This window comes from Paenibacillus sp. RC84 (assembly GCF_041260495.1).
Taxonomy (GTDB): Bacteria; Bacillota; Bacilli; order Paenibacillales; family NBRC-103111; genus Paenibacillus_F.
In genome coordinates this window covers 580984-604952 of record NZ_JBGBYL010000002.1, presented here as the reverse complement: position 1 = coordinate 604952, position 23969 = coordinate 580984, and the positions used below count along the sequence as shown (strand labels likewise).

The window sequence follows — 23969 nt, the reverse complement described above, 5'->3', positions numbered from 1 at the left end:
TTTGCGGCGCGTATACCGCCCGCAAGCTACAGGTCCGCTTCCGTCCCCGCATGTCTTACGGCGGCATCGGTATTCCTGCGGCTGCGCGCTGCGAATCGCACCCGCGAGAGCAGGCTGACGACCGGCTCGTCGATCAGCCGGTACATTAGGTGGGCGAGCGCAAAGATAAGCGGAAGCGAAACGAGCGTAGTCACGAGGATATTCAGCCCGTAAGACAGCCAGCCGTCAAGCCGCAGAAACAGCAGGCAGGAGAAGCTGCAAAGCACGGCAAAATGAACGAGATAGAGCGAAAAGGACAGCTTGCCGAGATAAGCCATCGGTCTGCCGGCGAACAGCTTCTGCCCCGACGGGCTGTTCAGCAGCGCAAGCAGCACCAGAGCCGCCCCCGCGGTCCGGTAGGCGACGACTCCGGGGAAGCCGTCCGGTCCAAGCGGCAGCCAAGCGTAGACGGTTCCCTGCCAGCCGACGTAAGGAACCGAGCCGAGAAAAAGGCCCAGCAGCGCAAATACCGCAGGGACGGCTCCGGGACGCAGCGCAATCAAATTCCGGCCGGAGACGGCCGATAAATCGCTGAGCAGCATGCCCAGCACGAAGCCCAGATAGTAAGAGTCCCGGAACAGCCATACCCCTGCGGCATACAGGATGAACCGGAAACGGGACATGCCGAAGGCCAGCAGCAGACCGTAAACGAGAAAGGAACCGAAAAGCTCGTAGGTCATCGTCCAGAGTACGGGGTTATAAGCCATGCCATATTCGAAGAACGTATGGACAAAGCCCTGCTCCAGCAGCGCCGCAAACGACGGGACCGTCGTGTACGGGTCGGGCATCGTAGCCCGCGTGTACCCCCTCGCCTCCTCGTAAAAATTCCAGTCCAGCTTCATGACCGCGAAAGCGAGGAGCAGCGAGCAGAAAGCGGGAACGGCGAGACGGAAATACCTTTTCAGAAGTGCGGCCGTCACAATCGAGCGTTTGCGGTACCGGAAGAAGCGGCGGCTCAGGACGAATCCGCTCAAAACGAAGAAAAGGCAGACTGCAAAATTGCCGTTGAACAAAAGATTGAGCGGCGTACGCGGAATCCACTGATCGAACGCAAAGTGGGACACCTGCGGCCGAGCTTCGAACATGGACGGCAGAAACACCTGAAGAAAATGGGCAAAAACGACAACCAGCGCAGCCGCACCGCGCAATCCGTCCAGATACGTAATTTTCGGCTCGTTCATGACGTTTTGACTCCGGGCTACAGCCGGATCAGCTCACCGGACTCCGAGGAAAGCCGGATGGCTTCCAGCATCCCGACGACCTCGCACCCCTGCGCAGCATCCGAGAGCGGCTGGCTTCTGGTTTTTACACAGTCGATAAAATGGGCGATCTCCGCCTGGTAGTAGTCAACGGACGGAACGGAAAGCTTGTGTTCCACCGGGAAAGCGTTCACTTCCGTGAATACGCTCAGCGGCTCGAGACTTCCCCCGCCCTGCGTTCCGTAAAGCTCCACCTTAACGGCGTCATCCTGGCTGCCGTTGACAGCCCAGCTTGCTTCGACGGTAAGGACGGCGCCGTTCGTGAACGTGATAAAAGCAGTGCCCAGATCTTCCACATCGTAGACGCCCTCCGACTTGTTGATGTCGGAATGAGCCGTATAAGCCGCTATCCCCTTGGTCGAGTAAGGGGCGATTTTGCGGAACAGCTTGCCGGTGACCGATTCGGGCTGGGGACAGCCCATCATCCACCAGGCTAGGTCCAGCACATGGACGCCGATGTCCATCAGCGGTCCGCCGCCGGAATAGCGGCTGTCCGTGAACCAGCCCTCGGGCACACCGCGCTGCCGCAGGATCTTGGTCTTCGCGTAGTAGATGCTGCCGAGCCCGCCCGACGCGACCATGCCCTGCAGCGCCTGCGCGTCCGCACGGTACCGGTGGCTCATGCCGACCATGACGAGCCGGTCGCTCCCGGCCGCCTTGTCGCGGAGCCGCAGTGCTTCGTCGCGGTTCATGGCCATCGGCTTCTCGACGAGCACGTCGAGGCCGCGCTCCAGCGCGAGCAGCGACAGCGCCACATGGCTGTCGTTGAACGTGCAGATGCTGACCGCATCGAGCCGCTCGGCGTTCAGCATCTCCTCGGCCGACGCGTACGAAGCGGTCCCGTATTCGGCGGCCGTCCTGTCGGCCCTGTCCTTGTCGATATCGGCCACGGCCGTTAGCTCCACATCGGGGTGATCCTTGTAATGCTTCAGGTGAAACATATGGGCAATGGAACCGGTCCCGATGACTCCAACGCGAATACTCATCGTCTTTTCGCTCCTTTGCGTGTGGGCTGCCCGGTAAGCCGCGCTGTAAACGGCACGCAGGCGCCTTTTTTGGTTGACGGTCAGAACAGGCCGGCATGGCCGTGGCCATGGTTGCGCCGACCGTTGCGGTCCGGCGTCCGGCCGGTCTGTTTTTACGATACCCGCTCAACCGGCACATTGCCGGCGGTGCTAGCCGGTATCTTTTCCGTCCGGTCAGCCTCTGTTTCCGTTTCAACTCTTCCACCGGATTAGGTACCGTCGGCCTTCTTCATCCTCTGCCCGATCAGCTCCCGTTTCCGGCTCTCCTTCTCACCTTGGCCTATTTGGAAGGCCGTCCTGCCGTCCGTCGGAATCTGCGCTGAACCGGCCGATGAACACTGTCATCGCAAGCAAGATCACCGCTCACACCGGTTCGCTATTCCCGCTTCAGCAGCTCCACTTGTTCGTGCACGTAGTCGAGAGCCTTTACGGAGCCTTCCGCAGGCTCCTCCAGTCCTTCGAACTCGACCGTGAGCCAGCCGTCGTACCCGCTCGCCGCCAGCTCCCGGAAAATATACGGCAGGTCCACGTCGCCTTCTCCCGCTATACGGCCCGCATAGGGCGTGCCGTCCAGGGCGTTTATGCTCCCCTCCGCACCCGGCTCCGTCCGCAGGAAGTCCTTGACGTGGACATGCCCTACCCGGCCCCGCAGCTTTTGTACGGCTGCAGAAGGGTCTTCGCCCACCAGCAGGAAATTGCCGGTGTCGAACGTACTGAGCAGAGCCGGAGAACCCACCTCGCGGATGATCTCCAGCACCTGGTCGCTTCGGCCCGCGAAAAGCCCGTGATTTTCCAGGCACAGCACCTTGCCCTTCTCTTCCGCATAAGCGGCAGCCGCCTTCAGCCCTTCCAGCACGTAGCCCATGCCCTCGTCCACGGGCATCGTCTCATCCGGCCGGTCTCCGGAGAAAACCCGCACGACGGGCGCTCCGAAATGGACCGCCATATCGACGGCTTCCTTCACTTCCCGGAGCTGGGCGGCCCGTTCTGCGGCATCGGCCGTTACGAAGTTGTTGCACGCGCAGAAGCACGCCACCTCCAGTCCCAGCTCATCCAGCACCCGGTCGATCTCGGGCAGCTCACGCTCCCGGTCCTTCCAGAAGACGGACAGGAGCTCTACCCCTTCCGCTTTCGTCCCGGCTGCAAAACGGAGAAAATCGGTGACGTCCCATTTTCCCCCGTACCAATAAGCATGAACGCTCCACATGCTGAGGCTAATTTTCATCCCCGCTCTTCCTCCTCCTGAATTCTTCTCTGCACGGATCGGCAAGTCGCCGCCCATTACCAATCGGCCCCGGCCTCTTATTTAAAACCGGAAAGCGTGGAACCGGCTTTCATAAAATATTTTTGCCCGAAAAAATACAAGACGACCATCGGAATCGTAAAAATGGCGGAGGCGGCCATCAGGAGCTCCCATTGAGCGCCGTGATCCTGCAGAAACCCCTGCAGCCCGACCGTAATGGTCCATTTCGTATTGTCGTTCAAATAAATGAGCGGCCCCATAAAATCGGTGTAGGTCCCCACGAACGTGAACAGGGCAATCGTCATCAGCGGCGGCTTCAGCAGCGGAACGATGATCTGCCCGTACGTCCGCAGCTCGGACGCGCCGTCCATTTTGGCCGCCTCGCACAGCTCGCCCGGAATCCCCATCATAAACTGGCGCAGCAGGAAAATGTAAAACGGAGCGCCGAAAAAGCTGCCGATCGTCAGCGGCAGGAACGTATTGATCCAGCCCAGCTTCGCGAAAATGATATAGACCGGAATCATCTGAACTTGGGCCGGCAAAATCATCGTCGCCACGACGAGCGAAAAAATAATTCCCCTTCCGCGCCACGGGATTTTCGTGATGGAATAGGCCACAAGCGGCGCAGAGAAAAGCTGACCGACGATATTGACCGCGCACAGCAGCAGCGTATTGCCCATGTACAGGAAGAACGGAATCGACCCGATGGCGTTCCCGTAGTTGCTCCACTGCCACTTTTCCGGGAAAAAGGCGGGCGGGACCTGGAAGATTTCCGACGGGTTCTTAAGCGAAGTCAGAAGCAGCCAGATGAACGGAAACAGGAAAATAAGGCCAAGCAGCGACAGCGCCGCATGCGGCAGGATCGTCCTGCGGAGTACGAGCAGCGGGCGCCTGCGCCTGTTCTTGGGCATTCCGGCAGGCGTACTCTGCAATACGCTCATCCCGCCCCCTTGAAGGTTCGTGGAAGTTGCCATTCAATCACCTCCGTAATACACCCAGCGGGCGGACGTTTTCAGCACGAGTACGGTCATGAGTACGACGATTACGAACAGAATCCAGGCCAAGGCGGACGCGTAGCCCATTTTCAGATACATGAAGGCGGTCTGATACAAATAAACGGCGTAAAACATCAGGGAATGATCCGGTCCCCCCAAAGCGCCGCCCTGGTTGCCTCCCGTCAGAATGAACGATTCCGTAAAGATCTGAAACGACCCGATAAGGCCCATAATGAGCTGAAAGAGGAGGACCGGAGAGAGCCCCGGCAGCGTAATGTGCCAGAACCGGCGCCACACGCTTGCCCCGTCGATCGAAGCCGCTTCGTAAAACTGCTGGGGAATCCCCTGCAGCGCCGCCAGAAATATGAGCGATCCCGCACCGGAGCCCCACAGTCCCATCAGGATGAGAGAAGGCTTCGTATAACGCGGATCGAGCAGCCAGGCCGGGTCCGGAAGATGCAGCGACCGCAGCAGCATGTTGATCAGCCCGTAGTCCGGATTAAGCAGCCACGTCCAGAGGATAGCGCTTGCCACTACCGGGATCACCGCCGGTAAATAATAGACCGTCCGGTAAAAAGCGATCCCCTTTACCTTGACGTTCAGCAGCAGGGCGATCAGCAGCGAGCTGAGAAGCCCGATCGGCATGGAGATAAACGCCATAAAGAACGTATTGCGCAGCGATTTGTAGAACGTCTCGTCTTTTAAAATCTCCATGTAATTTTGCAGGCCCACCCACTGGGGCGAATTGAATAAATCATAGCTTGTAAAGCTGAAATACAGGGAGCCGAAAAACGGATACACGGTAAACGCGAGAAACCCGATGATCCAGGGCAGAGCAAAGGCCGTACCGACCCAGAAATCCCGTCTGGCTTTGCGGGAACGCGCAGGACGGCCGGCGCGGGCATTCAGCGTATCGGCGCTCATGACGGATCTCCTTTCGGAAAATCGGCCTCCCGCCTGTCTGGAGGCGGAGCGGCCGGAATAGCGCTGCCCCCGGTCCCGGACTGACAGGCGGAGGCAGCTTGATCGTGCGCAATCGCCACAACAACATCAACATCAAGTAAGCGCTTGCAAACATTGGGCGCAAGTCCTTATTTATCTGCAAATTATTTCCCGACCAGCGGCTGGATTTTATCCTTGATCTGTTTGAGCCCTTCGTCCACCCCGACTTTTCCGCGGAGGATGTCGTTGTACTTTTTCGTAATTTCGTCCATATATTCGTTCATAAAAGGCAGCGTCGGAAACGATTTGAGGTTCGGGCTCTTCGCATATTCGGTATATTCCTTGAAGCCCGGAACACTGTCGTACGTCTTATCGTCGAGCGACGAAAGCCGGGTCGGCAGGTTGCCGAGCGCAGCCGTGAATTTCACCATCTGCTGCTTCTCCGTCAACCACTTCAGGAACGTCCAGGACTGGTCCGGATGCTTGGCGCCCTTGGGGATGTAAAAGACGCTGGTGGCGATGCTGCCGGCGTTTTTCAGCTCCGGTTTATCCTCGCTGTAAGGGATGGGCGCGATGCCGTAGTTCAGACCCGGCGCATACTGCTTAATAAACGTCGGCAGCCATTCCCCGTCCAGGGCCATCGCGTATTTTCCCGAGAAAAACGGGTTCTGCGAAGACTGATACTTGCCGAGGGACGCCGAGAAACGGTCGAGGTTTTCCGTGCCGTACTTATCCCACAGCTCTTTGGAAAGCAGAATGGCCTGCTTAAAGCCCGGATCATCCGGCGTGACTTCCTTCTTGTCCGGGTCCCAGAACTTGCCGCCGAACACTTGCGTAAAAGTATATGCGTCCGCTCCGGGCCATAAACCCAGCCGGTCGAGCCTTCCGCCTTCCTGGACCACGCTTAATTTCTCCGCGTACGTTTTCAGCTCGGCGATCGTTTTGGGCGGGCCGTCGAAACCCGCTTCCTTCAGGAGATCTTTGTTGTAGTACAGCATGCTGAAATGCATCGCAACCGGGATCGCATAGGTTTTGCCTTCGTATTGGGAAGTGGACAGGGCGGAGGGAATAAAATCGGCAAGATCGACCTGGTCTTTCTTGATGTACTCGTCTAGGGGAATCATTGCGCCTTTCACGCCCCAGGAAGCGACGTTCTGGCCGAATTGGGAAGCGATATCGGGGGGATTGCCGCCGGTAATGGCGGTCAGCTGCTTCTGGTAGTCACTCTGGCTGAGGCCTTTCACTTTGATGCCGTCATGGGTGTCGTTAAATTCCTTGATCAGTTTCTCCAGCGCTTCGGCTTCCGGTCCGGTCCAGCCGTACCAGAAGTTAAGCTCTGTCTTTCCGCCGCCGCCGACTGCGGAACACCCCGACAGGGCGGCCGCCGACGCCATTACGGCAGCCAGCATACCCGCTGTGAATTTACGCATACCTGGACCTCCTCGTGAATAAGTGAACGTGATCCTTCCAGCATGGTGAATCCTTTATGCAGTTTTCGGCCTCCTTTTCGCAACGCTCGAACTTAAGATGGAGTTATCATAGCACCCCCAAAATGAAAAGGAAACAACTTTTTTTATTATAATTTTAGGCGGAAATAATTTTCAAAATAACGTCGAACGGTGCACAAAGAAATGAGTACCTGGGCATCTGGCGCTGAGCTTAAAGGAGGACTTCGGGAGGAGGTGCGCGGCGTTTTTTTTGCCTAATGGTCGGAAAGTGTGTCGGAAACTATTTTTTGCGCGAAAAAAAGGACCGGAATTCATGGAAAAGAATTTCGGTCCCTTCTCTCCTATCAGGATGTATAGGCAGGTAGCCAGTCTCCGTGCGCTTCGATCAGTTCATCGCAGAGGGCCACGATATCGTCGATCGAGAGTTCCGCGGACGTATGGGGGTCCAGCAGAGCCGCATGATAAATATGCTCCTTCTTGCGTGTAACGGCCGCTTCGATCGTCAGCAGCTGGGTGTTGATATTCGTGCGGTTCAGCGCCGCCAACTGAGGAGGCAGATCGCCGATATATGTGGGCGTAATGCCGCTGGCATCGACCAGGCACGGCACTTCCACGCAGGCTTCCTTCGGCAGATTCGTAATCAGCCCGGTATTCATTACGTTGCCCCCCATCTTATACGGGACGTTCGTCTCCATCGCTTCGATCATGTAGGAAGCATATTCGCCGGACCGTTTGTGCTCAAGCTGCGGGTTGTTGACCAGCTCCGCGCGAAGATTTTTCCAACGCTCGATCTGGTTTACGCATCTGCGGGGATATTCGTCCAACGGGATGTTGAACTCATCAATCAGTTCAGGGTAATTCCGTTTGATGAAATACGGATGATACTCCGCATTATGCTCGGACGACTCCGTTACATAATACCCGAACCGGAACATAAGCTCGAAACGTACCATGTCGTGGTGTTTTTCTTTCTGTTTTTCCTTAGCCAGCCGCTTGATTTCGGGATATAAATCTTTGCCGTCCTTGGTCACTTCAAGCAGCCAAGCCATATGGTTGATGCCGGCGATTTTGGACTGGACGCCTTCGGGGTCGAGGCCCAGATGCCGGAACATATACGGAACGCAAGCCTGGACGCTGTGGCAAAGGCCGACCGTTTTAACGCCGCCGTGCGTATTGAGCACGTTCGTAAGCACGGCCATCGGATTCGTGTAGTTAAAGAACCAGGCGTCCGGACACACTTCCCGGATGTCCCGGGCGAAATCGAGCACGACCGGGATCGTACGCAGATTGCGGAAGATCCCGCCGATACCGACCGTATCGGCAATCGTCTGGCGCAGGCCGTACTTCTTCGGAATTTCAAAATCCGTAATCGTACACGGATCGTATCCGCCGACCTGAATCGCGTTGATGACCACCTTAGCTCCGCGGAGCGCTTCCTTGCGGTCGCTGTACGCCTTGATCCGGCACGTGCTGCCTACGGTGTTTTTGATATGGTTCAGCATCGTCTCGGAATCGCGCAGCCGCTCCCCGTCAATATCGAACAAGGCGAGCTCATAGCCCTGCAGCGCCTCCGTCACCATGCAGTCCCCTAAAATATTTTTGGCGAACACCGTGCTGCCTGCGCCCATGAACGTAATTTTGGACATCTTTTCTCATCTCCCGACTAAAAAAGTGGAATGCCTATACCTAGCACTATACCGTCTTAAGGCGGCACCGCACATGGAGACATCCCACTTTCGTATGGAGATTTGTAGTGTGAAAATGACCGGCAAATAATCCGAACGGAAAGTCTTATCTTTCTTTGCGCATTTGGACCCACAGAAGACCGAGAATAACGGTGATCAGCGTAAAAGCCGTGAAGGCCAGCAGCGGAATCGTAATAAATCCGAGCCAGTCGATGTAATCCTGATCGCATGCGACGATGCCGCATTTGGAAGCTGCCTCTTTAAACAGGGGCGTTTTTTGCATAAGATAGTGATAGAGGGAAATTCCCATCCCCCAGACGGAGAACGGCAGCGCGTAAATGACCTGCTTGTTGTCCTTGCGCGTTGCGGCGATTCCGAGAATCAGCACAAGCGGGTACATCAGGATACGCTGGTACCAGCACAGCTTGCACGGCGTAAAATCCATTATTTCCGAGAAATAGAGGCTGCCGAGCGTAGCAACCACGGAAATGGCCCAGGCCATGTGAAGGGCGTTATTTTTTAGAAACGAGTTCGATTTCAATACGGTCTTGCTCCTCTCCCGGCTCAATCTTGACGTGCATGTTATATTATAAAAAATGAAGCGTCCGAAGTCTATCGTTCTTCTATCGTGATTGGAGGCTTATCATGCTTAAACCGTTTCACTCTGTGTCGGTCAATCCCTATAACGGCAAAGGAGAGCTGTTCGTCCTGTTCGCGGGTTACGGCCAAACCGCTCCGTACCACGAAGTCGGTCCGCAGATGCTGGATTACTACCTGATTCACACCGTGGAATCCGGGAAGGGCCGCTTCAGCTGCCTCGGCAAAGAATACGACCTCGGACCGGGCGACACCTTCGTGATCTTCCCCGGCGAAGTCGTCACGTACGCCTCCGACAAACGCGACCCGTGGCGTTACAGGTGGATCGGCTTCAAAGGCAGTTCCGCCGACGACCTGCTGATCCGCCTCGGCATTACGGCGCAAAGGCCGGTCGTACATGCGGAGGGGCTTCCCCGCCTGCCCGTCTTCCTGCGCCGGGCCGAGCGGGCGCTGCGGGAGGCGGGCCCGGCCTGCGACCTCCAGGCGGAGGGCGAGCTGCGGCTGCTGCTTGCCCGGCTTGCATCGCACGCCGATGTCCCCCGCCGCGGAGGCGAGGAAACCGACGCCGGGCGGCAGCAGATCGACCGCGCCGTGAGGTGGCTGCAGCTGCAGTACGCCCAGCCGGTGACCATCGAGCAGCTTGCGCAGCATATGGGCTACCACCGGACGTACTTGTCGAAGCTGTTCCGGCAGCATACGGGTCTCACGCCGACGCAGTTTCTGCTCAAAATCCGGATGGAGCGCGCCAAGCTTCTCATGACGGAGGGCTCGACAATCGAGCAGATCGCCTACTCCGTAGGCTTCTCGGATCCGCTCTATTTCTCGAAACAGTTCAAGAAATGGTTCGGCTGCACGCCTTCCGAATACCGCACCAAGCACGGCCGGCTTGCCTACGACTGCTCGCGGTAGAGAAGGCGGAGCGAGGCCCGGAAAACAGGCGGACGTACGTACGGGAGCCGGGCGTACGGAAAAAGACGGCGGCAGACGGCAGCAGCGGCGAAAGGCCGTCTAACGGCACGGTCGGCTTGACGCCTGCCGCTCCGCACAGCGCGGGGCATGTGGGTGACCGCCGTACAGACGACGCCACCCTTGCCGAGCGCTGGGAGGGTCAGGTCGATCCGTCCGTTCAGAAGAGCGCGCTTGGTGAACTCACCAGGCTTGGCACTAGCGGATGGAGCGGCCTCGCGGGGCTCGCCTGTCGCCTTGCTCTCCCGATGCCGCAATCGCTGCACGTGCCGCTCTGCCCATATTGTCGGGCGGGCCGCTCTGTCCGTACTGTCGGGCGGTCAGAGCGGCTCGCCCGAATCGCACGCCGACCGGTCGGTATGGGCGACAGCGTCCCGACTCCTTGCTCACTCACACGATTTTGCGCCCATATAAGCAGATACACAGACAGGAAAGGAATCCAAAACCTATGAATCGCATTTCCCTGCTCTCCCCCGGCGGCCGCTTCGAAACCGGCCGCCTGTACCTCCGGCTGTTAACGCCGGAGGATGCCCCAGCGCTGCTGGACTACCGGCAGCGCAACCGCGCCGAGCACGCTCCGTGGGAGCCCGTGCGCGGCGAAGCGTTCTTCACGGCCGAAGCGCAGCAGGCGGCCATCCGCGGATTCGAGGACGAATCCGCGACCGACCGAGCCTACAGCTTCGGCGTGTTCCATCAGCCGGACGGCCTCCTCATCGGGACGGCCCGGCTGAGCCACATCGGCCGCGGTCCGTTCCAGAACGCGTACGTCGGCTACAGTATCGACGCGGCGCACGGCGGCCGCGGCCTGATGACCGAGGCGCTGCGCGAATGCCTGCGCATCGCCTTCGGCCCCCTCGGCCTGCACCGGGTGCAGGCCGCGATCATCCCACGCAACGCGCGTTCGCTGCGTGTGGCGGAGAAGTGCGGCTTCGTGCGGATCGGCCTCAGCCCGCGGTATTTGAACATCGCCGGCGTGTGGGAGGATCACATCTTGTTTGCGCTTACAAGTGAAGATTTCGGATGATTCCGTATGGAGCGTTCCTACGGTACAAACATACATTTTTTTCTAGTTCCACTGCAATTATCATACAAAAACGGACAAGTTTCAAGCGTTTGTCCAAGGTCTCTTCCTTGTATACGACTGGCGAAAATTTTCCTCGTTTCTCCATTTCATGAACGCAAAAATCGCATGTTTATCCGTTCTCGAAAAGCAGCTAAAAAAGCCCGGCATCCGTCTTAAACGGATGCCGGGCTTTTCCTCATATTCCGTTATTTCTTCAAGCTGTCCCAAGCTTTCTGGAAGTCTTGAAGCATTTGATCCTTGCTGATCTGTTTGCCTACATAACCCTGCATGGTGTCGCCGAACTTCTTGGAAGTCGCTTCGCCGCCAGGGAATTTGAACCAGTTCCAGGAAAGCGTTTTGCCGTCTTTCGCGTATTTCATAATGTCGGCGGCAAGAGGGCCCACGACTTTTTCGTCCACGGAGATGGTTTTGAAAGCCGGAATGAACTTGAATTCGTTGGTGATATACTTTTTACCCATATCGGACGTTACGAGCCAGTTCAGGAACTTTTTCGCTTCATCCTTATTCGGGGAGTTCTTGTTGATGACCCAGTTGTTCGGCACGCCCACGAGCAGTTTATCGTTCGCGGCGGCATCGTCAGAGATCGGCATCGGAAGGAAGCCGATGTTGATGTTCGGATTCGTTTTGGAAATTTGAACCTGCGTCCAGTTGCCCTGCTGCGTCATAGCGGCTTTGCCGGTTGCAAACTCCGTTACTTGCGTGTTGTAGTCGGTTTGCAGCGGGTTTTTGTTGCCGTATTTGAGCGTCAGGTCAAACAGCTTTACCCAGTTGTCGAACACGGCATTGCCCGGAATTTTTTGCGAGCCGTCGTTCAGGCCTTTAATGAATTTGTCGGCATCCGGCTGGTTCGCAAACGGAACGTTCACGAAATGGTTGCCGAGTACCCACCACTCGCCGTAGCCGTTCACGAATGGCGTAGTGCCTGCCGCCTGCAGTTTCTTGGCCGCGTCTTCCAGCTGTGTCAGCGTCTTCGGAAGCTCGGTGATTCCGGCTTTCTGGAACAGATCTTTGTTGTAAATATAGCCGTAGCCTTCGAGACCTACCGGCATGCCGTAAATTTTGCCGTCTTTGGAAATCGGATCGCCCGCGCCCTGCGCCAGGTCTTTTACCCACGGCTGATCGGACAGATCTTCCAGATGCTCCTGCCAGACGTCCAGATCGGAGTTGCCCCCGTTGTTGAAAATGTCGGGCTTATCGCCGGAGTTGAATTTCGCTTTCAGCGCCGCGCCGTAGTCCGCGCCGCCGCCGACCGTCTGAACCTCGATTTTGACGCCGGTTTCTTTCTCGTATTCGGCAATCAGCTTGGAAAGGGCCTCGGCGATTTCCACTTTAAACTGGAACATTTTCAGTGTGACGTTTTTCTTCTCGCCGCCTGCCGCGGGGGAACCCGATGGAGACGCTCCGCCTTGTCCCTGGTCTTTATTGCCGCAGCCTGCGAGCAAACCGCCTACGAGAGCGGTGGTCAGACCTACCGCGATCCATTTTTTATTTCTAGTCATGAAAGAAAACCTCCCTTTTCTAATGCATACCTGTTTGCTTGCATAAGCCTGATCTATCGGTGCTGCTCTATGCGGTAAACCCCGGTAATCGGGATAATCGCCGTTCTCTGGTGATGCGAAAAATGGTTGCCATGGCGAAAAGTACCGGTTCCGGCCGAAGTTAAGCCGGGTGTGCTCAGCCCTTGACCGAGCCTGCCGTGATGCCTTCGATGATGTGCTTTTGCAGCAGCAGGAAGAAGATGATGATCGGCAGAACGCCCAGCGTCAGCGCCGCCATCGCGAGGTCCCACTGCTTCGTGTACTGGCCGAAGAACGCGTAAGTGGCGAGCGGAATCGTATGCAGCTTCGTGTTCGTCAGAACGAGAGACGGAAGCAGGTAATCGTTCCAGATCCACAAGCTGTTAAGCAGAATCACGGTTACCGCGATAGGTTTCAGCAGCGGGAATACGATCCGCCAGAAAATGCTGAACCATCCGCAGCCGTCCACCGTAGCCGATTCCTCGATTTCCTTCGGAATGCTTTTGATAAATCCGTGGAACAAGAAGACGTTCAGGGAGACCCCGAAGCCGAAGTAGCAGACGACAAGTCCGAGCCGGCTGTCCATCAGTCCCAGATTGTTGGCAACCTTTACGAGAGGAATCATAATGGACTGGAACGGGATGACCATGGCCGCTACGAACAGCAGGAACAGCAAGTTGTTCAACTTGGTGGGCTTGCGGACGAACCGGTAAGCCGACATGGAGGCGAAAATAACGAGTCCGATGTTCGACAGCACCGTAATCATCAGCGAGTTGCCCATCACCTGCGGAAAGTGGATGATATCCACGACTCTGGAGTAGTTATCCAGGCTGAACGATTTCGGAAGCGAAGCCGTATTTTGCAGCAGCTCCGCGAACGGTTTAAACGAATTTACGAGAACGAAGTAGAACGGGACAAGGAATAGGATGCCCAGTAAAGCCGTAAGAACTTCCAGAATAAAGGTCCGCGACGTATACTTGCTTCCGCTGCTCATGATTCCACCTCTTTCCGCTTGGTGTAGGAAACCTGGATGAGGGAGATCAAAGCGACCACGAAGAAGAAGATCAGCGCTTTCGCGGTACCCAGGCCGAGCCGGTTATTGCGGAACGCTTCCTGGTAAATGTTCAGCGCTACCGATTCCGTGGAGTTGAACGGTCCGCCTTTAGTCAGGGACAAGTTCAGGTCGAACATTTTGAACGCCCAGGAGATCGTCAGGAACAGACAGACGGTAAAGGCCGGCATGATCAGCGGCATCGTCACGCTGCGCAGCAGCTGCCATTTTCCCGCACCGTCGATCGTGGCCGCTTCCATCAGGTCTTTGGGCACGTTAGCCAGCGCCGCGATGTAGATGACCATCAGGTACCCGGCTCCCTGCCACACCGATACGATGACGATTCCCCAGAAGGCCGTAGGCGCGTCGCCCAGCCATGGAAGATTAAAGAACGAGATTCCCGTCATCTCCCCGATCGAGGCAAAGCCTTTTACGAAGATAAACTGCCAGATAAAGCCGAGCAGCAGACCCCCGATAACGTTCGGCATAAAGAACACGGTCCGCAGAACGTTGCGCGTTTTGAACGCTTTCGTCAGGAGCAGAGCCAGGACAAACCCGACCAGATTCGTTAAAATAATCATGGCTGCCGAAAACCGGATGGTGAACCAGAAGGCATTATGGAAATCGGTATCTTCGAAAATGATCCGTTTGAAGTTGTCCAAACCGATAAATTTGACCCCTTCGCTGACTCCGTTCCATTCCGTAAAGGCGTAGTAAAGGCTCATCAGAAACGGAACGACGACGATCAGGGTGAAGAATAAGAGCGCGGGTCCGACAAATACCCATTGCTGGAGCCCGTCGTGCGTTTTGGAGCGAGTAGTCAAGATTTCCCTCCCCCTTTCTGAGTGCAATCGCTTTCAAATGTGTCTTTTTTTGATTTATACTGTGATTGTAATGCAGTTTAACGGGGTTAAACACACCTTAAATTGCTCCTTTGGTGGACTATTTTGCGCTTGGGGCAAAACTTTCGCCCGTGTATTTGCACGCCCGGCATCCTGATGTACACTTACTATGCCGACAAGAAGCCGGCACGACCACTAAGCAGCGACAGGGGGAATTGCGATGCGGTCCAGACTCCGCAACAAGCTGATCGCCTTTATTCTGGCGGCTACGATCCTGCCGATCGCGACTTCTATTCTCGTCTCTCACTTCTATACGCAGTCCAAGCTGGAAGACAAAGCGATCCGGGACAATCTGAATCTGATTCACCAGGGAAAGCTCAATCTGGATACCTACCTCCAGAGCGTCGAGCAGAATATGAAGCTTCTCTACCACAATACCGTGATGATGGAAATACTGGAGAACCGGACGGATAACTTCTTCTCCGAGTCGCGTCTGTTTCTGACGGAGCAGGAAATTTTGCGCTCCATGCAAACGCTGAAATATGCGTCGCAGGATGTGCGGCAAGTTTACTTATATGTGGAACAAGCGCGCAAATCGTATCTTTTATCGGAAAACAGGCTCGTGCGGACCGACCAGGGAGCCGCGCCGTTCAAACCGGATATCCGCCGGGAAGAAAGCCGGATTGCGCCTCCCCACCCGATGTCCGCCTACGGCAAGCAATTTTTTATCTACTCGTCCGGAGACGTATTCACCTACCAGACGGCCTTGACCAACATCGTGGACAACATTCCGCTCGGCTCTCTGTCCCTGGATTTCTCGCCCGACACGATCAAGGCGATCTGTGACGAGCTTTACACCAAAGGAAGCGAAGAACTTTATATTATCGGGCCGTCCGGCGAAATTATGTACCAGGCCCATCCCGATCCCGAAGGAGGCAAGAAACCCGTGCCGTGGCTTCAGGAGCTTAAGAAATCGGCCGCCCGGGCGGAACGCGGTTACTTCCGTTCGGAGGATGCTTCCTACAACGGCATTCATATTTACGAAAGCATTCATGCGCCCGGAGGCAGCTGGCTTCTCGTCAAAGGAGTTCCGGACTCCGTTCTTTACAAAAGCCAGCGGGAGCTTACCGGCATATGGACGCTCGTCGGCGTTATTTTTCTGGGACTGGCTACCGTCGTGACGATCTATGTGTCCCTGCGGATGACGGCCCCCATCTCCGCGCTGATCGGCTATATGAACAAAATCGAGTCCGGGAACATGAACGTGGACATCCGGGTCAAAGCCGACGACGAGCTCGGCATACTCGCCAGACGCTTCCGTTCGATGATGCACACCATCAATGAATTGATTCTCCGGGAATATAAGCTGGAAGTCGCGAATAAAACGAATGAGCTCAAAGCGCTGCAGGCCCAGATTAACCCGCATTTTATTAATAATGCCCTGCAGTCGATCGCCGCCCGTTCCCTCCAGAAAGGAGACCGCGAGGTGTATTCCCTCATCTCTTCGCTCGGCAAAATGATGCGGTACAGCATGAAAACGGAAGAAACGATCGTTCCGTTAAAAAGCGAATGGGACTATGCGAAGTCCTATATCAAACTTCAAAAACAACGTTTCCGCGACCAGTTTGAAGCGGAAATGGAGCTCGAACCCGGTCTGGAATCGATTCTCGTGCCAAAAATGGTCATCCAGCCGCTTGTCGAAAACTATTTCAAGCACGGATTCGACGGCAGCCGGAGCGATAACATCGTCCGCATCGTCTGCCGCTCCTCCCGTAACCGCAGCCTGCTTCACATCGAAGTCTCCGATAACGGACTCGGCATCGGAGAGAACGAACTGACGGCGCTGCGCGCGGACCTGGAAGCCTGTATGGCGGAAATGAGCGAGCCCGGCAGTCATATCGGCCTGGCCAACGTGCTTTCCCGCCTCAAGCTTTATTACCGGGAACAGACCACCATGGAAATTGACCGCGGAGAAGACGTCGGTTTCCGCGTCTTGCTGACGATACCGATTATGCAGGAAGAAGGTGAACCTGAATGAAGGCGCTCATCATTGATGACGAAGCTCACGTCCGGGAGACGATCCGGCTGCTCGTGGACTGGCAGCAGTATGGCATTACCGAAGTGCTGGAGGCTTCATCCGGCGAAGAAGGCATCCGGCTGATGACAGCCGAGAAGCCCCAGCTTGTCTTTACCGACATCATGATGCCGGGCCTGACGGGGCTTGACGTGCTCAGCCGGATCGCCGAGAGCGGCATTCCGACCAAAGCGATCGTCATCAGCGGCTATGACGATTTCACTTATGTGCGCAGCGCCCTCCAGTTCGGCAGCTTCGATTATCTGCTCAAGCCGATCGACGAAGAGGAGCTGGAGGAAGCGGTCGGCCGGGCTGTCGCGGCCTGGCGCAGCGAAGAGAACGAACGCACCCAGCGGCTGCAGTCGGAGACGAAAGCGAACCTGTACAAACCGATGCTGGCCGACAAGAGCTTCGTCCAGCTGCTGCTCGATCCCGAGCAGTATCCCCTTCACGCGGAAACGCTGGAGCGTGAATTCGGCATCGGCCGGGATCAGAAGCAGGTGCTCGCCGCCGTCGTCTCCCTCCAGCCGCTGGATGCGAGGCTGCAGGCGAAGTTCGAGAGTGCGATGGATCTGCTCTTGTTTGCAGTCACGAACATATGCAGCGAATTTATGAGCAAAAGCAATCTCGGCCTCGCGTTCCGCCACTGGCACCGTCATGCGGCCGTCCTGCTCTTCTTCGACCGCTTCCACCAGGCCGGCGCGATCCTGGAAGAGATCAACGCGGGTCTGTACGCCGCCTTGCGCGGGAACTTCCACCTCGGCTACGGAACGGTCCAGCCGTTTCCCTCCGGGATTCAGCGCACGTTCCACGAAGCGGAGACGGCCCTTCAGCTGCGCAACCTCCGGGAGCAGGACATCTTCCTGCATCCCTATCACGTGCGCAGGCAAGCCCTCGGCACTCTGCAGGCGCCCCTGGCCGCACGCGAGGACGAGCTGACGCTGGCGGTCCGGATGAACGACTTGGCGGGCATCCGCCGCGTGCTGGAGCAGTGGGAGCTGCAGATCCGCAAGCTCCCGTATATCCACACCCGCCAGCTGGAAATGTGGTGGCAGGAGTTTACCCTCCTGCACAGCCGGCTGCTGCTGGAGAACGAGGTCGATGAGGACGGCGAGGAACAGCTCGGCACGGCGGACGACTTGTCTTTCTGCCTGCCGCTTGACGAGCACGGAAAGCCGGACCTGGCCATCTGGACGAAGCGGATGGAATCCATTCTGACCGGCATCGCCCAGTTTCTTCTGCGGGGCGACCGGAATTCGGTGATCCGCAGCATCGAGAAATACGTGCGGCTTCATTACCGCGAACAAATTCTGCTCGACGATTTGTCCGAGAGATTCCATCTCAGCCCAAGCCATATTTCCCGCTCGTTCAAGACAGAATTCGGAGAAAATTTATCGGATTACGTGACGCGCCTGCGCATTAACAAAGCCAAGCTGCTGCTGGCCGATCCGGAGCTGAAGATCAATACGGTCGCGGAAGCGGTCGGCTATCAGGACGAGAAATATTTCAGCCGCGCTTTCAAAAAAAACGAAGGCATCTCCCCGAATCTGTTCCGCAAGCGGAACGCTTGTCCGGCAGTGGATTAAAGGGCGGCTGGCCGTCTGCACAAGTGCCTCCTTCCCCCGGGTTTGGGTTCCCGTCGGCATTCCATGCAATCGATCCTTACTTTGGTTCCATTAAGAAGCGGCGGTCCGTTAGCGGGCCGCCGCTGTTCTTTTGCTTTTTTTATTTCCCGAGAATGACCAGATCCTGCGCCGCCTCGGAAGCCGCAATTTCCTCCGCCGCCAGCTTGCCGGGAATTTGGCCTTCACCGCTTTTAAAAGAGCGGATTCCTTCTGCCGCGTTGAGCGTAACTTCTTTCGCTTTGCCGACCAGCTCAGACGTCTTCTCCCCTACGGTGCGTGCGATTTCCTGCGTTTTCTCCGACACGTTGGCCGCCTGCACGGCAATATCCGAACGCAGCTCCTTGCCCGACTTGGGAGCGAATAGCAGCGCCGTCACCGCGCCCACAACACTTCCGAACAACGCTCCGAATACCAGATCTTTCGTTCTTGTCGAGTTAGCCATTAACCATCTCTCCTTTAAAATTGGTGGGGTCTTTCCGGACCGCGAAGCTTCTGCATGCAGTCCGGCCTCAGGGTGCATCCGCTCTCTGCCGATCGGCAGCCTAGCCCTTGCGTCAACGGGGGCGATACGTCGGTGGCCTGGCGGCTTTGGTCTGCGGCTCACGGCTTCAACCTTCGGCTTCCGCTCTCTTGCTTACGCCTTACGGCGTACGCTTTCAGCTCTCGTCTCTCGGCCCTTGGCTATCAGCCACGGCGCACAGCACTTGGCTCACGGCTCCCAGCACACGGCTCACGACACTTCAGCCTTCAGCCAGGGCTTCCGCCTTCGAGCCTTCGGGCGGGCCTATGGCTTTCAGCTTCCGGCACACGGCAACTGCCTTGCAGCTTCGGGCTGCCCGTATCCGCGGTTCTGCCGCCTTTACAGACCACCCGGGGAAACGCCTTTTCCCCGAGGATCCGGGGACGGAGCGTCAGTATCCGGCGAAGGTGCGGAGGAGCCGGCTGCGGCTTCGTTTCTGCTGTTCTGCCACCGGCGCCACAGCTCGATTCCCGCTGCCGTCCAGTCGGCGGCTTCCACAATCCGGTTCTGCCGGGTATGTACAGCCTGCTGTACCTTCAGAACCGACTCCGCCAGTGCGGACGCCGCGCCGCCGACAGCTTCCGCGCCTTCATGCAGGGCGGCGCCGAACTTTGCGGCTCCGTCCAGAACACTCCGGGCGGTGCGAAGGTGCGACCGTGTCTCCGCGGCGAGCTCCCTCGTCTCCAGCAGAAGCTCCGCTGTCCGGTCCGCCGTCTCCTCCAGCCTCAGCCGGGACTGTCCGAGCGCTTCCTCCAGCCGGATCAGAGATTGCCGGAACGCCTGAAGGGCCAGCACCGCCTGCCAGACCAGGACCGCAAACGCGATTGCCGCACAGACCGCGGACAATTCGATCCACGTCATCCTTTCGCCACCTCCGCTGTTAGTGTGCCCCCGCTGCGGCTGTCTGTCTTCTAGACGAATGCCCAGGGGATAATACAGTATAAGCGTATCTCCCGTTTTTGACACAGCTTCCGGAAGAAAAATGGGGAAAAACGTAAAAACACCCGTCCATCCCGCATAAAACGGGAGGAACGGGTGCATCGATTAAACGTCAGACAGCGTTCGATGACTGAACTTTGGGGCGATAGCCCGGGAATCGCTCTTTAAGCTGGGCGGTAACGAGACGGAAAGCTTCGTCCGTATCCGCGGCCTGCAGGGTAACGGTTTCCTGCTCATAGTTCTGCGCGGCATGCGCATAGCGGGGGTCGTAATAATGCTCCAGCATCAGAGCGACCGCCTCGTCGAACCGGTCTTCCTTCAAATACTGCTCGATGGCAGCCGCAATGGGCGAATGAATCCTCTTTTTAATGAGCTGATACGCATCGATACATTCTTCCTTATGCAATAACGGCTGGTAATCCGCCACGATATTGGCCACACGGCGCTCCATCGGAATGTCCAGGAAAAGAGGGATTCCCGCTTCCTTGGCATTGAACAGGAAATCGGGCATGACGACCTTCCCGACGCGTTTGCTCTCGGCTTCCATGAGGACGAAAGGCTGTTCATTGACTTCCATCAGCTCATGGACCAGCCTCGACTCGAACGTCTTCTGATTGCTGGGACGCAGTCCGATCTGGCCGAAAATAGAGCCGCGGTGCTGCGCCATCGTCTCCAGATCCAGCACCGGATATCCCGCTTCTTTCAGCTTCTGAAGCAGCTCCGTTTTGCCCGACCCGGTCGGACCGCCTATCACGACGCAGACCGGCTTGAACTCGAACGTTTCCAGCTTTTCATGTGTCCATTTGCGGTAAGAACGGATGCCGCCCGACAGCCTGTACATCTGAATCCCCATCAGGGATGTCACCGTCGCGGCGGTTTTGCTCCGCATGCCCCCGCGCCAGCAGAAGACGGCCTTCTGGCCGGGAATTTCTTCGAACTGCTTGATAAATGACGGCAGCTTGGCCGAAAAAATCTCCAGCCCCTTCTCCTTCGCCGCCTGAACGCTGACCTGCTTATAAATGGTGCCGACTTCCTTACGTTCCCCGTTGTCGAACACCGGAATATTTCTGCTTCCGGGGATAGTGAATTCTTCGAATTCTCCCTCCGAGCGCACATCGATCAGCTGGATGCCCCGCTGCTCCTGCAGCTCAAGCAGCTGTTCAACCGTAATATCACGAAACATTGCTGCAAACACTCCTTTGATTTGACGGAAAACAGGCTGTTAACGGATGGTTTTCGCGACGGCAATCCGTCCCGGATGATCGGCCGTCGTTTCGCCGATCATCGCCGCTTCGACGCCTGCGGCGAGCAGCCGGGCCAGCAGCTCGTCCGCATCCGCAGCCGCTGCCGAAATGAGCAGCCCGCCGGATGTCACCGCGTCGCACAGCATCCACTGGCCGATTTGATCGATAGACGGATCGAAATCGACCGTATCCTGTACGTGCGCGAAATTGTTCTTCGTGCCGCCCGGTACGAAGCCGGCCTCGGCCAGCTCGCGCACGCGCGGAAGAAACGGCACGTCATCGGCGCCGATGCGCACGCCTACGCCGCTGCCCTTGGCAACCTCGGACGCGTGTCCGAGCAGCCCGAAACCGGTAACGTCCGTGCACGCGTGCACCTCGAAGCCGTCCATGACTTCGGCGGCCGTTTTGTTGAGCGTCGCCATCACCGACGTGACGCGCCGCACTTCTTCCTCGCTGAGCTGATCCTTTTTGATGGACGTCGTCAAAATGCCCACGCCGATCGGCTTCGTCAGAATGAGCTTGTCCCCGGGCTTCGCTCCCGCATTGGTCCGCACCCGGTCCGGATGTATCAGCCCCGTTACGGCAAGGCCGAATTTCGGCTCGTTATCGTCGATGGAATGGCCCCCCACAAGCGTAGCGCCGGCTTCCTGGACTTTATCGGCCGCCCCTCTCAAAATATCGGTAAGCACCTGTTTATCGAGCGTTTTGATCGGAAAAGCCACGATGTTCAGCACAGTCAGCGGTTTGCCGCCCATGGCGTAAATATCGCTGATCGCGTTCGCTGCCGCAACTTGGCCGAAAGAATAAGGATCGTCTACAATCGGAGTAAAAAAGTCGACGGTCTGCACGAGAGCCAGATCATCGCTGAGTTTATATACACCCGCATCGTCGCTCGTATCCAGACCGACTAGCAGGTTCGGATTCGGCAGCGGAGCGGGCATTCCCCGCAGAACTTGGGACAGATCGGCCGGACCGATTTTACAGCCGCAGCCTCCTTTGCTGGAGAGGGAAGTTAATTTGACGGGTTGAGCTTCTTTCATGGGGTTCACCCTTTTCACACAGAATTGGTTGACACGCTTCTTCTATTGTATACCAAGCTTGCGGTTTCTTAAAATAATGTATACCAAGCTTGCGGTTTCTTAAAATAATCTTGTCCTTCGTCCTCCCCCGGTTGGTCATGACGCCGCGCCTTTTCATGTGATAACATGAAGCTATACGGGAGTCTCTCCCTTAAACAACCGAAAGCGAAGTGAACGATAGTGGAACGTGAACAGGGACTCCAGGAACTGGAACGCACCCGACTTATCGCCATCCTCCGGGGTGTCAAACCGGGACAAATTATCCGCACGGCGGAAGCGATGCTGGAAGGCGGTGTTACCGTCCTCGAAGTCACGCTTAATACGGACGGGGCACTGGACATGATCCGGGAACTGAGAAGCAGGCTCGGCGGCCGCATGTTTATCGGAGCGGGCACCGTTCTCGATCTGGAGGATGCACGGCAGGCGACCGAAGCCGGCGCCTCCTTCCTCGTCACTCCGAACACCGACGAGGCCGTAATCGCTTATTCGGTTTCGCAAGGCATCCCGATCTTCCCCGGCGCAATGACGCCGACGGAGATTGTCCGGGCCTGGAAAGCCGGCGCGCAGGCCGTCAAGGTGTTCCCGAGCACCGGTCTCGGCCTTACGTACATACGCGAATTGATGGGACCGCTGGACCGGGTGCCTATGGTCGCCGTCGGCGGCGTCACAGCCGGCAACATCGGCGAATATTTGCAAGCGGGCTGCTATGCGGCCGGCGTAGGCAGCTCCTTGTGCAAGCTCGCCGATATTGATGCGGGCCGCTTCGACGTCATCACCGCGAATGCACGCCGGTTTGCGGAAGCCGTCTCCCAGTGGAGGGAAGCCGCGTGGACGTCCTGACGTTCTTCGGCACCGGCGACTCGATGGGCGTCCCCCGCGCCTACTGCGATTGCGCCGTCTGCACGGAAGCCCGCACAACCGGGGTCAACCGCAGACTGCGCTCGTCCGCCCTGCTGGACACCGGCACGGCCGAAGGGAGCCTGCTTCTCGACTGCGGGCCGAACTGGGGCCTGCAAATGGAGCGGGCCGGCCTTAGAGACCTGCGCCATGTGCTCATTACCCATGCGCATTACGACCATATCGGCGGCCTTCCGGAATACGCCGATCTATGCCGCTGGCTGGGCATCCGCGGCAAAGTGTATGCCGCCGCGGAGGTCGTGGACCGGATCCGCGCCATCTTTCCCTGGATCGACCGCAATCTCGATTATATCGCGGTCGATGAAGGCTTCTCCTTCGGCGGCTGGGAGATCCGCCTGTGGAAGGTAACGCATGGGGCAAACGGATTTTCCTTTGCCCTGCGATTCGACCGCAAGGAGGACTACAGCTTCGTCTACTGCCCCGATTCCATCGGCTTGAACGAGCAGGAGAAAGCTCCTATGCGAGGTCTTGATCTCCTTGTGATCGGCACGAGCTTCTACAAGGAGGAAGGGGCCGGCCGCTCCGTCTACGATGTGACGGAAGCGCTTGAGCTGCTGCGGGAAGTGCAACCGTCCCGCACGGTTTTCACGCATCTGTCGCACGGAATCGACTTGCTGGAGGATTATGCGCTCCCCTCCGGCGTCAGGTTCGCTCAGGCCGGGCTGCGCATTGCTCTGTCCCGCGATTCCGGCTAACGACAGGCTCTGCGCTCCGTGCGGATAAGAATCGCGATGTCGCACGAGCCGCCGGTTATACGGCCGCTCCCCCTCCTGCTATGCAGCATTGTGTTCTCCTCAGCCTCCGGTGAAGCTTGGCCGCTGTCTTCATCCCGTTAGATTATTCCGGACTGGCACCCGATAGTAGAAGGAATGCCCCT

At 57.3% G+C, this 23969-nt stretch carries 22 protein-coding genes; 6 read left to right on the top strand and 16 right to left on the bottom strand.

The genetic code is table 11. The features are described from left to right. Positions 1-26: 26 nt before the first annotated feature. The 8 genes from ABH899_RS06490 to ABH899_RS06455 all read right to left on the bottom strand — a co-directional run bounded on the left by ABH899_RS06490 (position 27) and on the right by ABH899_RS06455 (position 9177). Positions 27-1220, bottom strand: a complete 1194-nt coding sequence (locus ABH899_RS06490) for an acyltransferase family protein (protein WP_369994966.1) — start codon at positions 1218-1220, stop codon at positions 27-29. A gap of 17 nt (positions 1221-1237) precedes the next feature. Further along, positions 1238-2284 carry a Gfo/Idh/MocA family protein gene (locus ABH899_RS06485; protein WP_369994964.1) on the bottom strand — a complete coding sequence of 349 codons (1047 nt, stop codon included), beginning with the start codon at positions 2282-2284 and terminating at the stop codon, positions 1238-1240. A 415-nt stretch (positions 2285-2699) separates the two neighbouring features. Further along, positions 2700-3548 carry a sugar phosphate isomerase/epimerase family protein gene (locus tag ABH899_RS06480; protein ID WP_369994961.1) on the bottom strand — a complete coding sequence of 283 codons (849 nt, stop codon included), beginning with the start codon at positions 3546-3548 and terminating at the stop codon, positions 2700-2702. A 77-nt stretch (positions 3549-3625) separates the two neighbouring features. Continuing rightward, positions 3626-4540: a carbohydrate ABC transporter permease gene (locus ABH899_RS06475; RefSeq protein WP_369994959.1), complete on the bottom strand. Its 915-nt coding sequence runs from the start codon at positions 4538-4540 to the stop codon at positions 3626-3628. Continuing rightward, positions 4541-5485: a carbohydrate ABC transporter permease gene (locus ABH899_RS06470; protein WP_369994957.1), complete on the bottom strand. Its 945-nt coding sequence runs from the start codon at positions 5483-5485 to the stop codon at positions 4541-4543. It lies immediately after the preceding gene. 182 nt (positions 5486-5667) lie between these two features. Beyond that, complete coding sequence (locus ABH899_RS06465; RefSeq protein ID WP_369994954.1) at positions 5668-6933, bottom strand: ABC transporter substrate-binding protein; 1266 nt, start codon at positions 6931-6933, stop codon at positions 5668-5670. A 362-nt stretch (positions 6934-7295) separates the two neighbouring features. Next, positions 7296-8597 (bottom strand): alpha-glucosidase/alpha-galactosidase, encoded by a 1302-nt coding sequence (gene melA / locus ABH899_RS06460; protein WP_369994951.1) that lies wholly within the window; start codon positions 8595-8597, stop codon positions 7296-7298. A 145-nt stretch (positions 8598-8742) separates the two neighbouring features. Then, positions 8743-9177 carry a disulfide oxidoreductase gene (locus ABH899_RS06455; RefSeq protein WP_009676729.1) on the bottom strand — a complete coding sequence of 145 codons (435 nt, stop codon included), beginning with the start codon at positions 9175-9177 and terminating at the stop codon, positions 8743-8745. A gap of 104 nt (positions 9178-9281) precedes the next feature. Between ABH899_RS06455 and ABH899_RS06450 the strand changes: the two genes are divergently transcribed. After that, complete coding sequence (locus tag ABH899_RS06450) at positions 9282-10142, top strand: AraC family transcriptional regulator (RefSeq protein WP_369994947.1); 861 nt, start codon at positions 9282-9284, stop codon at positions 10140-10142. Here the strand turns inward: ABH899_RS06450 and ABH899_RS06445 are convergent. After that, positions 10124-10465 (bottom strand): hypothetical protein, encoded by a 342-nt coding sequence (locus ABH899_RS06445; protein ID WP_369994944.1) that lies wholly within the window; start codon positions 10463-10465, stop codon positions 10124-10126. The genes ABH899_RS06450 and ABH899_RS06445 overlap by 19 nt on opposite strands. 182 nt (positions 10466-10647) lie before the next feature. On the opposite strand from ABH899_RS06445, the gene ABH899_RS06440 reads away from it, so the two are divergent. Further along, the gene (locus ABH899_RS06440; RefSeq protein WP_369994942.1) at positions 10648-11223 is read left to right on the top strand and encodes a GNAT family N-acetyltransferase; all 576 of its coding nucleotides are present in this window, start codon (positions 10648-10650) and stop codon (positions 11221-11223) included. A gap of 245 nt (positions 11224-11468) precedes the next feature. Here the strand turns inward: ABH899_RS06440 and ABH899_RS06435 are convergent, their stop codons facing one another. The 3 genes from ABH899_RS06435 to ABH899_RS06425 form a co-directional block, all read right to left on the bottom strand. After that, positions 11469-12782, bottom strand: coding sequence for an ABC transporter substrate-binding protein (locus tag ABH899_RS06435; protein WP_369994939.1), 1314 nt, complete (start codon positions 12780-12782; stop codon positions 11469-11471). 175 nt (positions 12783-12957) lie between these two features. Next, on the bottom strand, positions 12958-13794 hold the full coding sequence (locus ABH899_RS06430; RefSeq protein WP_009676734.1) for a carbohydrate ABC transporter permease: 837 nt from the start codon (positions 13792-13794) through the stop codon (positions 12958-12960). Then, the gene (locus ABH899_RS06425) at positions 13791-14675 is read right to left on the bottom strand and encodes a carbohydrate ABC transporter permease (RefSeq protein ID WP_009676744.1); all 885 of its coding nucleotides are present in this window, start codon (positions 14673-14675) and stop codon (positions 13791-13793) included. Before ABH899_RS06425 ends, ABH899_RS06430 begins: the two co-directional genes overlap by 4 nt. Before the next feature lie 238 nt (positions 14676-14913). Between ABH899_RS06425 and ABH899_RS06420 the strand changes: the two genes are divergently transcribed. Then, positions 14914-16731 carry a cache domain-containing sensor histidine kinase gene (locus ABH899_RS06420; RefSeq protein WP_369994935.1) on the top strand — a complete coding sequence of 606 codons (1818 nt, stop codon included), beginning with the start codon at positions 14914-14916 and terminating at the stop codon, positions 16729-16731. Further along, the gene (locus ABH899_RS06415; RefSeq protein ID WP_369994933.1) at positions 16728-18353 is read left to right on the top strand and encodes a response regulator; all 1626 of its coding nucleotides are present in this window, start codon (positions 16728-16730) and stop codon (positions 18351-18353) included. The genes ABH899_RS06420 and ABH899_RS06415 overlap by 4 nt, the downstream gene beginning before the upstream one ends. A gap of 139 nt (positions 18354-18492) precedes the next feature. Here ABH899_RS06415 and ABH899_RS06410 read toward each other — a convergent pair whose 3' ends face one another. The 4 genes from ABH899_RS06410 to selD form a co-directional block, all read right to left on the bottom strand. Continuing rightward, complete coding sequence (locus tag ABH899_RS06410; RefSeq protein ID WP_369994930.1) at positions 18493-18834, bottom strand: YtxH domain-containing protein; 342 nt, start codon at positions 18832-18834, stop codon at positions 18493-18495. Positions 18835-19251: 417 nt separating this feature from the next. Beyond that, positions 19252-19773: a DUF948 domain-containing protein gene (locus ABH899_RS06405; protein WP_369994928.1), complete on the bottom strand. Its 522-nt coding sequence runs from the start codon at positions 19771-19773 to the stop codon at positions 19252-19254. 190 nt (positions 19774-19963) lie between these two features. After that, positions 19964-21034 (bottom strand): tRNA 2-selenouridine(34) synthase MnmH, encoded by a 1071-nt coding sequence (gene mnmH, locus ABH899_RS06400; RefSeq protein WP_369994926.1) that lies wholly within the window; start codon positions 21032-21034, stop codon positions 19964-19966. A gap of 39 nt (positions 21035-21073) precedes the next feature. Next, on the bottom strand, positions 21074-22135 hold the full coding sequence (selD, locus tag ABH899_RS06395) for a selenide, water dikinase SelD (RefSeq protein ID WP_369994923.1): 1062 nt from the start codon (positions 22133-22135) through the stop codon (positions 21074-21076). Positions 22136-22354: 219 nt separating this feature from the next. On the opposite strand from selD, the gene ABH899_RS06390 reads away from it, so the two are divergent. Then, the gene (locus ABH899_RS06390; RefSeq protein ID WP_369994921.1) at positions 22355-23014 is read left to right on the top strand and encodes a bifunctional 4-hydroxy-2-oxoglutarate aldolase/2-dehydro-3-deoxy-phosphogluconate aldolase; all 660 of its coding nucleotides are present in this window, start codon (positions 22355-22357) and stop codon (positions 23012-23014) included. After that, positions 23002-23787, top strand: a complete 786-nt coding sequence (locus tag ABH899_RS06385) for an MBL fold metallo-hydrolase (RefSeq protein ID WP_369994920.1) — start codon at positions 23002-23004, stop codon at positions 23785-23787. The genes ABH899_RS06390 and ABH899_RS06385 overlap by 13 nt, the downstream gene beginning before the upstream one ends. The last annotated feature ends 182 nt before the right edge of the window (positions 23788-23969 follow it).

What these genes read in the sequence shown, in the direction of transcription:
- selD (WP_369994923.1), bottom strand. Translation starts at nt 22,135, where the DNA reads ATGAAAGAAGCTCAACCCGTCAAATTAACTTCCCTCTCCAGCAAAGGA.
- ABH899_RS06430 (WP_009676734.1), bottom strand. Translation starts at nt 13,794, where the DNA reads ATGAGCAGCGGAAGCAAGTATACGTCGCGGACCTTTATTCTGGAAGTT.
- ABH899_RS06450 (WP_369994947.1), top strand. Translation starts at nt 9,282, where the DNA reads ATGCTTAAACCGTTTCACTCTGTGTCGGTCAATCCCTATAACGGCAAA.
- melA (WP_369994951.1), bottom strand. Translation starts at nt 8,597, where the DNA reads ATGTCCAAAATTACGTTCATGGGCGCAGGCAGCACGGTGTTCGCCAAA.
- ABH899_RS06420 (WP_369994935.1), top strand. Translation starts at nt 14,914, where the DNA reads ATGCGGTCCAGACTCCGCAACAAGCTGATCGCCTTTATTCTGGCGGCT.
- ABH899_RS06480 (WP_369994961.1), bottom strand. Translation starts at nt 3,548, where the DNA reads ATGAAAATTAGCCTCAGCATGTGGAGCGTTCATGCTTATTGGTACGGG.
- ABH899_RS06410 (WP_369994930.1), bottom strand. Translation starts at nt 18,834, where the DNA reads ATGGCTAACTCGACAAGAACGAAAGATCTGGTATTCGGAGCGTTGTTC.
- ABH899_RS06435 (WP_369994939.1), bottom strand. Translation starts at nt 12,782, where the DNA reads ATGACTAGAAATAAAAAATGGATCGCGGTAGGTCTGACCACCGCTCTC.
- ABH899_RS06465 (WP_369994954.1), bottom strand. Translation starts at nt 6,933, where the DNA reads ATGCGTAAATTCACAGCGGGTATGCTGGCTGCCGTAATGGCGTCGGCG.
- ABH899_RS06490 (WP_369994966.1), bottom strand. Translation starts at nt 1,220, where the DNA reads ATGAACGAGCCGAAAATTACGTATCTGGACGGATTGCGCGGTGCGGCT.
- ABH899_RS06440 (WP_369994942.1), top strand. Translation starts at nt 10,648, where the DNA reads ATGAATCGCATTTCCCTGCTCTCCCCCGGCGGCCGCTTCGAAACCGGC.
- ABH899_RS06405 (WP_369994928.1), bottom strand. Translation starts at nt 19,773, where the DNA reads ATGACGTGGATCGAATTGTCCGCGGTCTGTGCGGCAATCGCGTTTGCG.
- ABH899_RS06475 (WP_369994959.1), bottom strand. Translation starts at nt 4,540, where the DNA reads ATGGCAACTTCCACGAACCTTCAAGGGGGCGGGATGAGCGTATTGCAG.
- ABH899_RS06470 (WP_369994957.1), bottom strand. Translation starts at nt 5,485, where the DNA reads ATGAGCGCCGATACGCTGAATGCCCGCGCCGGCCGTCCTGCGCGTTCC.
- ABH899_RS06415 (WP_369994933.1), top strand. Translation starts at nt 16,728, where the DNA reads ATGAAGGCGCTCATCATTGATGACGAAGCTCACGTCCGGGAGACGATC.
- mnmH (WP_369994926.1), bottom strand. Translation starts at nt 21,034, where the DNA reads ATGTTTCGTGATATTACGGTTGAACAGCTGCTTGAGCTGCAGGAGCAG.
- ABH899_RS06485 (WP_369994964.1), bottom strand. Translation starts at nt 2,284, where the DNA reads ATGAGTATTCGCGTTGGAGTCATCGGGACCGGTTCCATTGCCCATATG.